The sequence below is a fragment of the Streptomyces sp. NBC_01775 genome (genome assembly GCF_035917675.1).
GTDB lineage: Bacteria > Actinomycetota > Actinomycetes > Streptomycetales > Streptomycetaceae > Streptomyces.
In genome coordinates, this window is the sequence record NZ_CP109104.1 from 4363726 (window position 1) to 4377186 (window position 13461).

The 13461-nt window shown below is 70.2% G+C and carries 16 protein-coding genes and 1 pseudogene; 9 read left to right on the top strand and 8 right to left on the bottom strand.

Translation table 11 applies throughout. The annotated features are described in order from the left end of the window. Positions 1-56: 56 nt before the first annotated feature. Positions 57-431, top strand: coding sequence for a hypothetical protein (locus tag OHB04_RS19395; protein WP_326688963.1), 375 nt, complete (start codon positions 57-59; stop codon positions 429-431). A 231-nt stretch (positions 432-662) separates the two neighbouring features. Here the strand turns inward: OHB04_RS19395 and OHB04_RS19400 are convergent, their stop codons facing one another. Beyond that, complete coding sequence (locus OHB04_RS19400; protein WP_326807902.1) at positions 663-995, bottom strand: hypothetical protein; 333 nt, start codon at positions 993-995, stop codon at positions 663-665. 481 nt (positions 996-1476) lie between these two features. Between OHB04_RS19400 and OHB04_RS19405 the strand changes: the two genes are divergently transcribed. Next, positions 1477-1896, top strand: coding sequence for a TOBE domain-containing protein (locus OHB04_RS19405; RefSeq protein ID WP_326807903.1), 420 nt, complete (start codon positions 1477-1479; stop codon positions 1894-1896). 247 nt (positions 1897-2143) lie between these two features. Here the strand turns inward: OHB04_RS19405 and OHB04_RS19410 are convergent, their stop codons facing one another. The 3 genes and pseudogenes from OHB04_RS19410 to OHB04_RS19420 all read right to left on the bottom strand — a co-directional run bounded on the left by OHB04_RS19410 (position 2144) and on the right by OHB04_RS19420 (position 4365). Continuing rightward, positions 2144-3385: a PP2C family protein-serine/threonine phosphatase gene (locus OHB04_RS19410; protein WP_326688966.1), complete on the bottom strand. Its 1242-nt coding sequence runs from the start codon at positions 3383-3385 to the stop codon at positions 2144-2146. 146 nt (positions 3386-3531) lie between these two features. After that, positions 3532-3645: pseudogene (locus OHB04_RS19415) on the bottom strand (AraC family transcriptional regulator); the annotation flags it as partial. A gap of 78 nt (positions 3646-3723) precedes the next feature. Beyond that, positions 3724-4365: a DNA-binding response regulator gene (locus OHB04_RS19420; RefSeq protein WP_326809472.1), complete on the bottom strand. Its 642-nt coding sequence runs from the start codon at positions 4363-4365 to the stop codon at positions 3724-3726. An 85-nt stretch (positions 4366-4450) separates the two neighbouring features. Here OHB04_RS19420 and OHB04_RS19425 point away from each other — a divergent pair, with 85 nt between their 5' ends. Continuing rightward, entirely contained in the window at positions 4451-5308 is an 858-nt protein-coding gene (locus OHB04_RS19425; protein WP_326807905.1) for an oxidoreductase, read from the top strand. Here OHB04_RS19425 and OHB04_RS19430 read toward each other — a convergent pair. Together OHB04_RS19430 and OHB04_RS19435 are read right to left on the bottom strand one after the other, a co-directional pair. Continuing rightward, positions 5301-6146, bottom strand: coding sequence for a MerR family transcriptional regulator (locus OHB04_RS19430; RefSeq protein ID WP_326807906.1), 846 nt, complete (start codon positions 6144-6146; stop codon positions 5301-5303). The two genes, OHB04_RS19425 and OHB04_RS19430, sit on opposite strands and share 8 nt — an antisense overlap. A 7-nt stretch (positions 6147-6153) precedes the next feature. Then, complete coding sequence (locus OHB04_RS19435; RefSeq protein WP_326807907.1) at positions 6154-6534, bottom strand: winged helix-turn-helix transcriptional regulator; 381 nt, start codon at positions 6532-6534, stop codon at positions 6154-6156. Between the two features lie 133 nt (positions 6535-6667). On the opposite strand from OHB04_RS19435, the gene OHB04_RS19440 reads away from it, so the two are divergent. Beyond that, the gene (locus OHB04_RS19440) at positions 6668-7033 is read left to right on the top strand and encodes a DoxX family protein (protein ID WP_326688971.1); all 366 of its coding nucleotides are present in this window, start codon (positions 6668-6670) and stop codon (positions 7031-7033) included. Between the two features lie 21 nt (positions 7034-7054). Here the strand turns inward: OHB04_RS19440 and OHB04_RS19445 are convergent, their stop codons facing one another. After that, a complete protein-coding gene (locus tag OHB04_RS19445) occupies positions 7055-7855 on the bottom strand; it encodes a class I SAM-dependent methyltransferase (RefSeq protein WP_326688972.1) in 801 nt (266 codons plus the stop codon). 294 nt (positions 7856-8149) lie between these two features. Between OHB04_RS19445 and OHB04_RS19450 the strand changes: the two genes are divergently transcribed. From OHB04_RS19450 to OHB04_RS19460, 3 genes are all read left to right on the top strand, one after another. Next, complete coding sequence (locus OHB04_RS19450) at positions 8150-9568, top strand: sensor histidine kinase (RefSeq protein WP_442814883.1); 1419 nt, start codon at positions 8150-8152, stop codon at positions 9566-9568. Then, a complete protein-coding gene (locus OHB04_RS19455) occupies positions 9565-10251 on the top strand; it encodes a response regulator transcription factor (RefSeq protein ID WP_326688973.1) in 687 nt (228 codons plus the stop codon). The genes OHB04_RS19450 and OHB04_RS19455 overlap by 4 nt, the downstream gene beginning before the upstream one ends. Before the next feature lie 345 nt (positions 10252-10596). Continuing rightward, positions 10597-11469: an MBL fold metallo-hydrolase gene (locus OHB04_RS19460; RefSeq protein ID WP_326807908.1), complete on the top strand. Its 873-nt coding sequence runs from the start codon at positions 10597-10599 to the stop codon at positions 11467-11469. 269 nt (positions 11470-11738) lie between these two features. Here OHB04_RS19460 and OHB04_RS19465 read toward each other — a convergent pair whose 3' ends face one another. After that, positions 11739-12176 carry an ATP-binding protein gene (locus tag OHB04_RS19465; RefSeq protein WP_326807909.1) on the bottom strand — a complete coding sequence of 146 codons (438 nt, stop codon included), beginning with the start codon at positions 12174-12176 and terminating at the stop codon, positions 11739-11741. A 112-nt stretch (positions 12177-12288) separates the two neighbouring features. Here OHB04_RS19465 and OHB04_RS19470 point away from each other — a divergent pair, with 112 nt between their 5' ends. Both OHB04_RS19470 and OHB04_RS19475 read left to right on the top strand, forming a co-directional pair. Further along, on the top strand, positions 12289-13110 hold the full coding sequence (locus OHB04_RS19470) for a helix-turn-helix domain-containing protein (RefSeq protein WP_326688974.1): 822 nt from the start codon (positions 12289-12291) through the stop codon (positions 13108-13110). Then, positions 13107-13442 (top strand): DUF397 domain-containing protein, encoded by a 336-nt coding sequence (locus tag OHB04_RS19475; protein ID WP_326807910.1) that lies wholly within the window; start codon positions 13107-13109, stop codon positions 13440-13442. The genes OHB04_RS19470 and OHB04_RS19475 overlap by 4 nt, the downstream gene beginning before the upstream one ends. Positions 13443-13461 lie beyond the last annotated feature (19 nt).

Consider the following 13461-nt stretch of genomic DNA (forward strand, 5'->3'; position numbering starts at 1 on the left):
TTAACGCTTGCTCCAGAGCATTAAGATCCGCCATCGATCTCCACGGGGAATCACCCATGAACATGCGCAAACTGGCAGCGGCCTGCATCACCGGAGCCGCCCTGGTCGCCTCCCTGAGCAGCGGAGTCGCCACTGCCGGAACTCCCAGCTCGGCCGGAAAGGCTGACGCCGCCTCAGTCAGCACCTCCTGTTCCAAGCTGACAGCGAGGGAGACCGTGAACATCCGCGCGCACAGGAAGCTGAAGGCCACCGTCAACGGCACGCTTCCCAAGGGCAAGTCGGGCTGCGCCGACGACGACACCGGAACCGGCCTGGACGGCGAGTCCTACAAGCTCTGCGACAAGTCGAGCGACGCGTGGGTCCACGTGACCTACGGACGAGTCAGCGGCTGGATCCCCGCGTACTGCACCACGCAGTGGAACCCGAGGTAGTGAGGTCCGACGCCTTTCGCGTCTGACCACACCGGTCACGCCTGACCACACCGGTCGCGGCCGACCACACCGGTGCGCCACGAGCTTCCGTTCGGCCCGTGGCGCACCGTCGTGTGCGGCTCGGCGAGAACCTGGACCGCCGACATCAACCGCGGGCTCCGGGGGTGCGCCACCAGAGCGCGTCACCGCCCTGGCCGGTGACGTTCCGCGGCATGGGGCCGGTCACGTGCATCAGGGCGGCCCGCCGGCGGCAGCACTGGCGTTCTCGTCGAAGGCGCGGAACACCCGGGTGGTCGGGTCGGGTGCGCCTTCGTCCCGAAGGCGGTCGGTGAGCAGGAAGTCGGCCAGTTCGAACGCGGAAGCGTGTTCGCTCTCGCTCAGGAAGAACGTCCCGCCGGTGAGGCCGGGCTCCCAACCGTGCGTCAGGGCATAGTCGATGACCGTTCGTACGTCCTTGGGGCACGGATAGCTGGAATCGGTCGCACAGCCCCACGGCAGGACCGCCTTGGACAACAGGTCCACCTGGAGCGCCCGGCTGTTCTTCCCTGCGCCCCAAACGCGCACGCGAACGCATCTGTGACGGTCACGCTCACCGGCGACGTGGTGGATCCGGCCCCTCCATACGAACTCCCGCCCGTCCACGTACAGCTTTCGCAACCGCTCTTTCACGCTGTTCACCCCCGCCTCTCCGGCTCACCCCGCCTTTCCGGCCGGGTCGAAGCCTATGGGTGCTCGTCCGCGCGCTGCCAACGGATTTGAGCCCGTCACAGACCGCCGTTCGGGCGGCCCAGGGCGGCCACCGCCCCCGGGACCCACCCGGACCCACCCGGACCCACCCGTGATTCCCAAGCCGAGGTCCCGGCAACCGATCTCTTGCCGCGTGCCCGGAACGTCCTGCCGCTCCGGGTACGACTCCGATCGGCCCGCTCGGCCCGCACGCCACCCGGCTGCCTTCCCCGCCACCCCCGTTCAGGGCATTAGCGTGTGAATCACCGCAGGCCCACCGCCTGACAAGTCCACACCATCTGCCTGTGAGGCGTTCTTCATGAGCCTGAGCATCCGCAACCAGCTCGCCGGTACCGTCACCGCCGTCACGCCGGGCGAGGTCATGGCGACCGTCAAGGTCCGCCTGACCGGTGGCCAGGAGATCACCGCCGCGGTCACCCTGGAGGCCGTCGAGGAGCTCGGCCTCGCCGAGGGCTCCGCGGTCGAGGCCCTAGTGAAGTCCACCGAGGTGTCCCTGGCGACCGGACCGGTCGAGGGCCTGTCCATCCGCAACCAGATCCCCGGCACCGTCGCCGACGTCACCACCGGCGGCGCCATGGCCTCCGTGAAGGTCTCCGTCGATGGCGGCGAACTGACCGCCGCCATCACCAAGGAGGCCGTCGCCGACCTGAAGCTGACCCCCGGCTCCTCCGCCGTCGCCCTGATCAAGTCGACCGCGATCTCCCTCGCCGTCGCCTGATCCACGTCCGGGGGCGAACGGAGCGAAGCCGATGACGACAGTGATCAGGCCAGGCCCAGCAGTTGCTTGCGGAGGCTCCCGTGCGCCGTTCGCCCCGGTCGGCCCTCACGCAGTTCGGAAACGCTCAGCCGGACCGGACGGCCGACCGCGCCCACCACCAAAGGCGGGCCTGTCCATACGAGTTGCCCCATCTCGCCTCCCGTTACGGGCCACGGCCCGCAGCCCTCGGTTTCGGACCGCCGGGCTGCTAGAAGTCCAAGGTGGCCAGGTGGTCGGCGGTGCCGCCGCGCCATTCGACCAGGAAGAGGGTGGCATCGTCGCTGGTGGCTCCGCCGCGCTCCCGCTTCAGCGTGTGGGACAGCGCGCGGGCCGCCTGCTGTGCGCCCCTGGTCCCGGGCAGGGTCCTGTTGATGACCTCGATCATGTGTTCCTCGCCGAACTGCTCGCCGCCCACCTTGTGCTCCTCCACGAGACCGTCGGTGTAGAACAGGACGCGATCGCCCCGCTGGAGCTGTGTCTCGCTGATCAGCGGGGAGGCGCCGCCGAATCCGACCGGCAGCGTGCCCGGGGTCTCCAGCCGCCGGAGGACTCGCTGCTCTCGGATCAGGAGCGCTTCGGGGTGGCCGGCGTTGACCCACTGGAGACGGCCCGTTGCGACGTCCAGGCGCATCATCTGGGCGGTGGCGAACTGGTCCGGGCCGAACTGCTTGTCGATGGCGCTGTCCATGAACGTGTACAACTCGGCGAGGCCGACGTCGGCGCGCCGGGCGTGCCGGTAGGCGCCGATGGCGACGGTCGCGAGTACGGAGGCGTTCAGCCCGTGGCCCATGGCGTCGATGATGGCCAGGTGCAGGATGTCGTCGTTGAGGGCGTAGTCAAGGCTGTCCCCGGCGACCGCGTAGGCGGGCTCCATGATGCCGGCGACGGAGACCTGCGGTGTGTTCATCGAGAGCGGCGGCAGCAGTGACCACTGGATCTCCGCGGCCACACTCAGCGGGTGGCGGCGCCGGGCCTGGAAGAACCGGTCCGTGTAGGCGTTCTTGGTGACGATCATGTCCGCGACCAGTCCGGCCAGCCGACGCAGCAGCCGACGGTCTTCCTCGGCGACCGTGTCCAGGGTGACGCTCATGATCCCGACCTCGTCACTGCCGTCCAGCAGTGGCAGGTACAGGCGTACGCCGTCGGCGACCGGCTCCTCCACCGCGGCCATGGACAAGAAGGCCTCGCCGGCCAGTGAGCCGTCGATGGGCAGCGCGTCACCGCCGGTCAGGCCCCTTCCCGGCAGCGGCACCAGTTCGAGCTGCTCGTAGCACTGCAAGAGGATCGACACCTCCCGGCCACCGATCCTCCGCACCTCCTCGGCCACCAGCGGAGCGATGAGCTGCGGCGGCATCTCATGCGCCCGGTCCAGCAACTGCCCCAGCAGCCGCTCGCCGAACCCCTCCGACAGATCCACCGCGGCCCTGTCCTTCTCCCGGCCTTCACTCACCACAGAGACACCACCTCCACGCGCCGACAACTTCCGGTGACAACTTCCGGTGACAACTATCGGCGACATAACGATCAAATCGACCAGGAGGCGCGCACTGCCACCGCCGGAGACCTGGGTGGCGTTCGCGGGTGGCGGCGCCGGGGTCAGCGCGTCTGGTGACGCCAGGATGAGGGGGAGATGCCGCGACAGCGTTTGAACGCCACGCTCAAGGCGAACGGGTCCTCGTATCCGACCTTGCGGGCCACGGTGGCAACGGTCGGTGCCGACGTTGGCCTGCGACCCGGCACCCGGCACCCGGCACCCGCGCTTCAACGGGGCTCGCTGCAACGGGTCTCTCAGCTGCTCAGGCCCAGCTCACCCGCGCGGACGCCGGCCTGGAAGCGGGAGCCCGCGTCGAGGGTGGTGAGGAGTTCGGCGACGCGGCGGCGGTAGGTCCGCAGGGACATGCCGAGCTCTCGTGCCGCTGCCTCGTCGGTGGCGCCCGATCCCAGCGCCCGCAGGACCGTGCGGCTCCCGGCGTCGAGCTGGGGCTGTTCGCCGCGCAGGAAGGTCTTGAGGTCGGTGGCGGTCTCCCAGGCGGCTTCGAACAGGGCGTGGACCCCGCCGACCAGGGTGGGGGCGGTGGTCACGGTGTACTCACGGCCACCGGGGGCGTGCACGCCGGCGAGGATCGCGTAGCGGCGGTCGATGATGATCGTCTCGTGCGGGAGAGCGGTGGCGGCGATCCGCACCCGGCCGCCCCTGTCGGCGAGATCGCTCAGGTACTCGCGGCTGCGCTCGTCCACCAGCGCGGCCGGGCTGTACAGCTTGCGCACCTGGTGTTTGCCGCTGCGCCGCAGCCGGTCGTGGGCAGCCTGCCGGGCCTCGGGACGGGGCCAGGTGTCGAGATCGCGGGCGGCGCAGATGAACTCCTCACTGACGGAGGAGAAGAGATGCTCGGTGCGAGCCAGGAGCTCAAGGTCACCGTGGATCGTCATGGTCTCTACCACGACCCCATTCTGCCCGGTGGCAGCAAACTGCCACGGTCTCGCGGTCCGAACGCCCTGCGCACAGGCTGAGCCCATGAGCAACGACTTCCGTCTTGGTGGCGACCTCCTGATCAACCGCATCGGCTTCGGCGCCATGCGTCTGCCCACGAACAGCTTTCATGGTCCGGCCCGCGATCCCGAGACCGGTCGCGCCGTCCTGCGCCGTGCCGTCGAGCTGGGCGTCAACCACATCGACACCGCCGCCTTCTACTTCAGCGGCGACGGCACCGTCCGGGCCAACGCCCTGATCCACGAGGCCCTCCGCCCCTATCCGGCCGACCTGGTCATCGCCACGAAGGTCGGCCCGGTCTTCACCTCCGACGGCGGCCTGACCGCGGCCACCAACGCCGCGGACCTGCGGCAGCAGGTCGAAGAGAACCTCGAGACCCTCGGCGTGGACCGCCTCGACCTGGTCTACCTGCGCATCGGGGGCGTAGAGGCGCCCCCGCACGGGGAATCCGTCGCCGAACGCTTCGAGGCGCTGGCCGCGATGCGGGAGGAGGGCCTGATCCGTCACCTGGGCCTGAGCCACGTCGATACGGGGCACCTCGCCGAGGCCCGTGCGATCGCGCCCGTCACCGCCGTTCAGAACCACTTTCACGCCGCCAAGCGCGACGACGTGGAGCTCCTCGCCGCTTGCGAGGAAGCGGACATCGCCTTCGTGCCGTACTTCCCGCTGGGCGGCGGCCTGAGCGACCTCAGCGGTGACCGCATCGCAAAGGTCGCGGACCGGCACGGCGCCACGGTCCCGCAAATCGCCCTGGCCTGGCTGCTCGCCTCCTCCCCCGTCACTCTGGCCATCCCCGGCACCGGCTCCCTCGCCCATCTGGAGGAGAACACCGCCGCCGGATCGATGACCCTCACGCCGGAAGATCTCTCCGACCTCACCTGACCTGCTGGGCACCGACCGGCTGGGCACCGACCGGCGGAGTACTGACCTGCTGACCGCTCAGACAGTGGCTGAGCCGAGTGGCTGAGCTGAGCATGGCAAGGCCTCGGGCGGTGAGCTTCCGCTGCCAGTCGTCCAGGGCACCGGCCAGCGTGTCGGTGCCGCCGGCTGTCCGGATCTGCTGGACCACGGTGGCGATCTGCTCCAGCGGGTAGCCACCGCGTCTGAGGAGATGGGCCAGCTCGGCGTCGCGGACGTCGCTCGCGCCGAAGACGCGGTATCCGGTGGCCGGGTCCCGTACGGGGACGAGGATTCCGGCGCCCTCCCACTTGCGGAGAGTTGCCGGTGTGACCCGGAGCTGGTGTGCGAGTTCGCCGATGGTTCGGGAAGCTTCGCCGGTGGTTCGGGGGGCTTCGCCGGTGGTTCGGCGGTGTCCGCCGACGGTCGGGCGGTCATCGCCGACGGTCCGGGGGCCGGGGTCCGATGGCTGATCCGGCGTGGCGTCGGACCCCGCCGTCAGATGATCTATCGCTTTCCTCACCGCATCGAGGGTCTCCCGGTCGCGGAGCAACTGGCTGTGGCCCTGGTCGATGATCGCCAAGGCCTCGTCGAGTGCGTCGTTGTGGAGCGCCTTCATGATCCGGCCGCCGGCTGAATAGCCGTACGCCGGGATGAGGGAGAGGTAGGCGCGGAGCGCCGCCGCGTGTGCCTCGGTGTAGATCCGGTACCCGCTGCGGGTGCGCTCAGCGGGTGGGATGAACCCGTCCCGCTCGTAGTTGCGGACCGCCTGGGGCGAGATGCCGTGTTCGCGCGCGAGGTCGGATGGGCGCAAGGTGATCACCGTCCGGTCACTCGTGCTGGGTGCCGTATGCGGCTCTGCTCGACTGGATCTGCGCGTTGTGCTCGATGGCCCGGCCCGCGAGGGCCAGTGCGGGCGGGATCAGGCTCTTGCCCATGAGGGTGAGCGCGTACTCGACGCGCGGCGGAATCTCCGCGTAGGCGGTACGGGAGACGAGCCCGTCCCGTTCGAGGTTGCGCAAGGTGAGTGTGAGCATCCGCTGCGAGATGCCGGGGACGTGCTTGTGCAGTTCGGTGAAGCGCATGCGCCCCTCGTCGAGCGTGGCCACGAGCAGCATCGTCCACTTGTCGCAGATCCGGTCCAGGACCGCGCGGATCGCCTGGCCCCCGTCTCCCCTGATCATGCAGGTGTGTTCGTGCCGCGCCGCCATGACAGCTCCTTGTGCGTTGCTCACATCCAGGTGCCTTTTGCAGGCCTCTCTTCACTGACTCATGATGAGGCAACTTACGGTTCGTAACTGAAGGTTCGTAACTGACGGTTCCCAGCAACCGGAGGTCGTCTCCATGCATGTCGCCTACTGGATCGTCGCCGCGTTACTCGCCCTGTTCTACACCTACGCGGGAGGCAAGAAGCTCCTTCAAAGCCAGGAGCGGTTGCGGCCCATGATGGGCTGGGTCGACCGCGTGCCCATGCCGCTCGTCAAGGCCATCGGGGCCCTGGAGGTCCTCGGTGCGCTCGGCCTCCTCCTGCCGCCCCTCACCGGCATCGCGGTCTTTCTCGCCATCGCGGCGGCGGTCGGCCTGGTCCTGGTACAGATCGGCGGCATGACGCTGCACCTGTCCCGAGGCGAAGTGCGGGAGATCGGGCTCAACATCGCCCTTCTGGTGCTGGCCGCGGTGGCCGCGTGGCTGGGAACCGGCTGGCTCTGACCACGCGGCGGCGCGGCGCGCTCATTGGTGACGGTCGCCGTCCTTGCCGGGGCCGTGGGTGACGCGGATCTTGGACTGGCCGTGGGGCAGTTCCTCCCAGTCGCTCATGAAGCGGGCCGCCAGGCCGTGTTTCCGGGCCAGCGCGGTGAGCGTCTCGGTGCGGTAGTAGAAGTCCTCCCGCAGCACTTGGTGTTCCTCGCCCTCGGTGCGGTCGAAGGTGAAGTCGAACCAGCCGCCCGGCGCCAGCACCCGGCCGACGTTGGCCAGGCACTCCTCGATGACCGGGAGCGGGGAGTGCGAGAAGACGCTGTGCGCGTGCACCACGTCGAAGTGGGCCTCGGGCAAAAAGCGCAGGGTCAGGTCGCGGACCGGGGTCAGCGTGGGGAGCCGTTCCTGTAGCCCCATGCTCACCGTCGTGTCCTGCGCGGCGGCGAGGATGTCGGGTGAGATGTCGATGCCGTAGTAATGCCCCGGTTCCAGATGCCGGATGAACCGCCAGCCCGCCCGCAGGTTGCCGCAGCCGATCTCCAGCATCCGGTGCTCGGGGCGCAGGCCGTGGCCGAGCAGGTAGTCGAACTGCATCGCCCCCAGCGCCAGCCACCGCTCGTGGGTGGCGCTGCCGACCGCCGCCTCCGGGTTCGCGCGGGTGTCGGACCGCATCACCGCGCGGTAGTAGGAGACGTGGTCCGGCCAGCGGTGCCGCAGCCACGCGTCCCGTGTGGCGCGGGCCATGTAGCGCGGCACCCGCTGGGGGTGGCGCAGTGCGTAGGTGATGCGGTGCCCGAGGGAGGCGCGGTTGACGGTCATGTTCTTGGCCGGCACGGGGATGGTTCCTCTCGTTGGGGTGGCTCGTCGGACGCGGACGCGGACGGACGCGGACGGGGCGGATACGGACGGGGGGCGGATGCGGATGTGACGGCCGCGCCGCCCCGTCTCGCTGGTCCTGATGCCAGCCTCGGTGCACGGGCGGGTGCCGGAGGCGGCTGACCGGCTCCGATACGGGGGCGGTTCGGGGGACGTCGGTGTCAGCCGATTGGAGGTTGCGCCACCGCGTCGGGCACGGTAGGCACGCCAGGCAGGTGAGCAACCGCGCGCGAGGAGAGGCCGGGTGGAGGGATGAGGAGAGTGCCGGGACGGCCGTGGGGGAGGGCCGATCCGGACGACCGTTGGCTGACGGCGGTCATGCACGCCGCGTTCTTCCTGCTGCTGGGCTCGTCGCTCGTCCGCTTCCTGACCCGTGACCAGGGGCCGGGACCGGGGCCGGAACCGGGGCAAGGGCAGGGAGGCTCGGGTACCGCGTGGGTCGTCGCGCTGTTCGCCGTCTTCGGGCTGGTCTACGTCCTCGGACGGCTGCTGGCACCCGCACCGCGCCCCGGCGCCCGGCCCACCGCGCGGCATCTGGTCTGGCTGGGTACGGTGTCGGCGGTCTGGATCGTCCTGCTCGCGCTCGCGCCGAGCGCCACATGGTGCGCCATGCCGCTGTTGTTCTCGGGCCTCCACACGCTGCCCGCGCGGATCGCGGTGCCGGTGGTGGCCGGGCTCACCGCGCTGGTCGTCGCCTCTCAGCTACGGGGCTCGGACGGCTCCCTCAACCCCAACATGGTGTTCGCCCCGCCGGCCATCGCCGCGGTGGCCACCGCCGTCCTCGTCCATCTACAGCGCCAGGCGGCCCGACAGCGCGTCCTGATCGACGACCTGGTCCGCACCCGTCGTGACCTGGCCGCCACCGAGCGGCGGGCCGGCATCCTGGCGGAGCGGCAACGGCTGTCCACGGAGATTCACGACACCCTCGCGCAGAGCCTGTCCAGCCAGGGGATGCTCCTCCAGGCCGCCGAGCGCGTCTGGCCGACGGACCCGGAGACGGCCCGCGGGCACATCCGGGACGCGGCCGAGATCACCTCCCGCAGCCTCGCCGAGGCCCGCCGGTTCGTCCATGACCTGGCCCCGGCCGACCTCGCCGAGCACACCCTGGCCGAGGCGCTCGGCGCGCTCGCCGAGCGGGAGAGCTGCCCGGGGCTGACGGTGGCGTTCCGGATCGACGGCGCACCGGGCCCGCTGCCCGAGCGGACCGAGGCGGCGCTCCTGCGCATCGCACAGGGGGCGCTGGCCAATGTGCGGGAGCACGCCGCGGCGACCCGGGCCGTGCTGACCCTGACCTTCCTGGACGACCAGGTCTCGTTGGACATCGCCGACAACGGCCGCGGCTTCGCCCCGGACGGCCCTCCCCCGGACCCCGCCCGGCAGGCACCCTCAGAATCCGAGGCTCTCCCAGAATCCGAGGCGCCTTCAGGGTCCGAGGCACCCTCAGAACCCGAGGCGGGCCCGGCGCGCGGGCATGGGCTGCCGGCCATGCGTATCCGGGCCCGGCAGTCGGGCGGCGCACTCACCGTGGAATCCACGCCGGGCGAGGGCACGGTGATATCGGTGGCCGTCCCCCTCGCCCCCGATGTCCCGCTCGACCCCCACGTCCCGCTCGACCCCCACGCCCCCGACGCTCCCTTTGTCCCCGACGCTCCGAAGGAGTCCGCCCCATGAGCCCATCGGAGCCCGATGCGGGCCCGCCCGAGCCCTCGTCGCCGATCCGGCTGCTGCTGTGCGACGACCACGCCGTGGTGCGGGCCGGGCTGCGCGCGCTGCTGTCCAGCGCCGACGGCATGGAGGTGGCCGGCGAGGCGGGCAACGGCGAGGAGGCCCTGGCCATGGCGGCCCGAGTCCGGCCCGACGTCGTGCTGATGGACCTCCAGCTCGGCGACGGCGGCATGGACGGCGTGACGGCCACCCGCCACCTGGTGGCAGGCGGTGGGGAGGGACCCGGCACACCGGGCCCGCGCGTGCTGGTGCTCACCATGTTCGACACCGACGCCGACATCACCCGCGCCATCGAAGCGGGCGCCACGGGCTACCTGCTCAAGGCCGAACGGCCGGAGGAGCTGTTCGCGGCGATCCGCAACGCGGCGTCCGGCCGCACCGTGCTGTCGGCCCCGGTCGCAGACCGGGTGCTGGCCCACCTGCGCAGCCCGCGCCCCGCCCTGTCCGAACGGGAGCGCGACATCCTCCAGCAGTTGGCGAGCGGCCTGGGCAACCGGGAGATCGCGCGCGCCCTGTTCATCAGTGAGGCAACGGTCAAGACCCACCTGGGCCGGATCTACGGCAAGTTGGGCGTGGAGACCCGGGCGGGGGCCGTGGCGGTCGCGAAGGAGCAGCGACTGTTGCCCTGAGACCGACTGCGACCCGGAGACGGGTTACCCCCCAGACCGGTCACCCCCTTGACCGGTTACTGCCCCGACCGTTGCCGTCGGCTCGGGCACTCGGCGTCCGCGTTTCCGGCGTCCGCGTCCCCGCCGACGGCCCGCGCGAGGTCCCAGGCGTGGACGGTGTTGTCCAGCAACGCGGTGAAGATTCGCTGCCCGGTGCCGTCGATCGCCCGGTTCCGTAGCCGTGTGTATACGCCTTCCAGGAGCCGTATCGCTCGGGCAGCTACGGGGTGCAAGGCGTCCGCATCGAGACCATCACGGCATGAGGCGAGTCACCACCCGCGTGGAAGGCATGGCAGGATCGCGGCCATGTCCCTCAGCGTTCCCCGCCTCTGGATCGGCGCGACCGAGATCATCGCCCTCGCCGACAGCGAGGGCCCGTTCTTCTCCCCGCGCGCCGAGGCCTTCCCCGAGGCCACGGCCGCTCAGTGGGCCGAGGCCGACCGCTACGACCCGGGCGCGGTCGACGCCGAGGGCCGCTGGCGGCTCCAGTTCCGCGCGTACGCGATCCGCGGCGACAAGGGCCTCACCGTCGTGGACGCCGGGATCGGTCCGGCGGACAGCCCGGCCGGCTCGTGGGCGCCCGTGCCCGGTGTGCTCCCCGAGTCGCTCGCCGCCGCGGGCATCGACCCGGCCGAAGTCGACACCGTGGTGCTCACACATCTGCACACCGACCACGTCGGGTGGGCGGTCGTGACCGAGGCGGCCGTCCCCTCAGCAGGCGGCGCGGTGGACGGCAACGCTTCGACCGGCAGCGCGACCAGCAGCAGCCGCCGCCCCTATTTCCCGAACGCCGAATACCTGCTCCAGCGGGTCGAGTTCGACGCTCTCGACGCGCTCAACCCGCAGCTTCGCGAGACCCTCACCGACCCGCTCGAGGCCGCCGGTCGGCTCCGGCTCCTCGACGGGGACACGCCGCTGCGCACCGGGCGCGCGGTCGCCACACCCGGTCACACGCCCGGACACCAGAGCGTGCTGGTCGCCGACGGGCGCGAGCTGGCGCTCGTCACCGGTGACCTCCTGGTGCACGCGCTCCAGCTGCTCCACCCCGAGCTCGCCTACGCGCACGAGGCCGACCCCGAGGCGGCCAGGCGCTCAAGGGAGCGCATGCTCGGCCGCGAACCCGCCACCACGCTGCACCTGGCGACGCCGCATTTGACGGAGCCGTTCCTCTCGGCGTGATCGCGGCCGTTCGGCGCTCTTCTCATCCAGCCGTCGCTTTTCATCCAGCCGTGGCTGTTCGAATCCCAAAGACGCCCAGCACGGCGCCCGCCAGGCGACTCATCCCACGCCGAAGATGCCACTGCACGGAACGAGCCTACGCAAGGGGCGCGCGCCAAATCTGCGGTTCCTCAGTTCAGTTCGAGGCGATCCGGACCGGACGCACCACGCCCCGCACCAGCCCAAAGTCATTTGCGGGACGCCCCCTTAGTCTCTGCTTCCTCCGCCCATCAATCAGTTGTCGAATAGTCGCGCGAGTAACATCCCGCGAATTCCGCCCATACCACCTTGCCGGGATTCCGTTCCCCGACCCCCCACTTGTCCGCCAGCGTTTCGACGAGCAGCAGCCCGCGGCCGGACTCCGCGTCGTCGTCCGCCACGGCCATGCGGGGCGCGCCGGCACCGCTGTCGTGCACCTCGACGCGGAGCAGCCCGCCGTGCTCGTGCTCCAGCCAGAGCATGGTGCGAAAGCCGCGCCCTGACGGCACCCCGTGCAGCAGCGCGTTCGTCGCCAGCTCGCTGACGCACAGCAGTACGTCGTCGCTGCGTGCCGCCGCGCCCCAGTCACGGAGCGCCGCCCCGACGAACCCCCGGACCCGGGGAATGGAGCGCCGCTCCCGGCGGTAGAAATGCTCCCGGAAATGCGGCAGATGAGTTTCGCGGTTCATGTGAGAAGCGTTGCGGCCCGTGGTTACGCTCAACACCGTTCCTGGCCGTACGGATGAGTTGTACGGCCACAACGCCGGTCAGTCCGAGGCTGGTTGGGGGAGAGACATGGCTATGCCTCCGAAGAAGCGTAAGAAGAATGCCTCCGCGATGAAGATGGTTGGCCAGATGCTGGCGAACTATCGCCGCCGGGCAGGCCGCACGCAAGCGGGCCTCGCCGAACTCATGTGCGTCGACGAGGAAACCATCGCCTCCATCGAACAGGGCCGCCGCCCCCTGAAGAGCGATTTCGCTGCGCGGCTGGACGAGGTGCTCGACACCAAGGGGACCTTGGCCGTCGCCGTGGAAAACCTGCCGGACATGGACAAGTACCCGTTGTGGGCGGAGGAGTTCATCGACCGGGAGCGGGAGGCTGTGGCCATCGACTGGTTCGAGAACCAGGTGCTGCCCGGCCTGTTGCAGACGGAGGAGTACGCCCGCGCGGTGTTCCGCAGCAAGGAGCCGCCGCTGGACGCGGATGAGCTGGAAGTCCAGGTCGCCGGTCGCCTCGACCGGCAGGACATCCTCCAACGGAAGTGCCCGCCCTCCGCGAGCTTCGTCATCTCCGAGGCGGTCCTGCTGGACCGCCTCGGCGGACACGCCGTGCGGCGGGAGCAGTTGCGCCGCCTCCGGCAGGACGCCGAACTGACCGGACTGTCAATCCAGATCATGCCGCTCGGGCGTGAGACGCACGCGGGGCTCAACGGACCCTTCATCGTCCTGGAGAGTCCGGACAACGAGACCTTGGGTTACATGGAGACACAGCGCGGAAGCATGCTCGTCTCCGAGGCGCATGAGGTCAGCATCCTCTCGCGACAATATGCAATGCTGCGAACTCAGGCTCTCAACATCGAAGAGTCACGGAGCCTGCTTGATCGACTGCTAGGAGAGGCATGACGAACGCACAGTCCACCCTCGGCACCGAAGACCTGGCGTGGTTCAAGTCCAGCTACAGCGGCGACCAGGGAGGCGCCTGCCTCGAAGTCGCTTTCGACTGGCGGAAGTCCAGCTACAGCGGCGAGGAAGGCGGCAACTGCCTCGAAGTCGCCTACGACTGGCACAAGTCCAGCTACAGCAGTGACAAGGGCAACGCCTGCCTCGAAATGGCCACCTGCCCCGACGCCCAGGTCCACATCCGGGACTCCAAGGACCTCACCGGTCCCACCCTCGCCCTCTCCCCCGCCGCCTGGGCCTCGTTCACGGCGTTTGCCGCGAGCCGACGGCCCTGATCCGCGCCCGCGGGGCTTC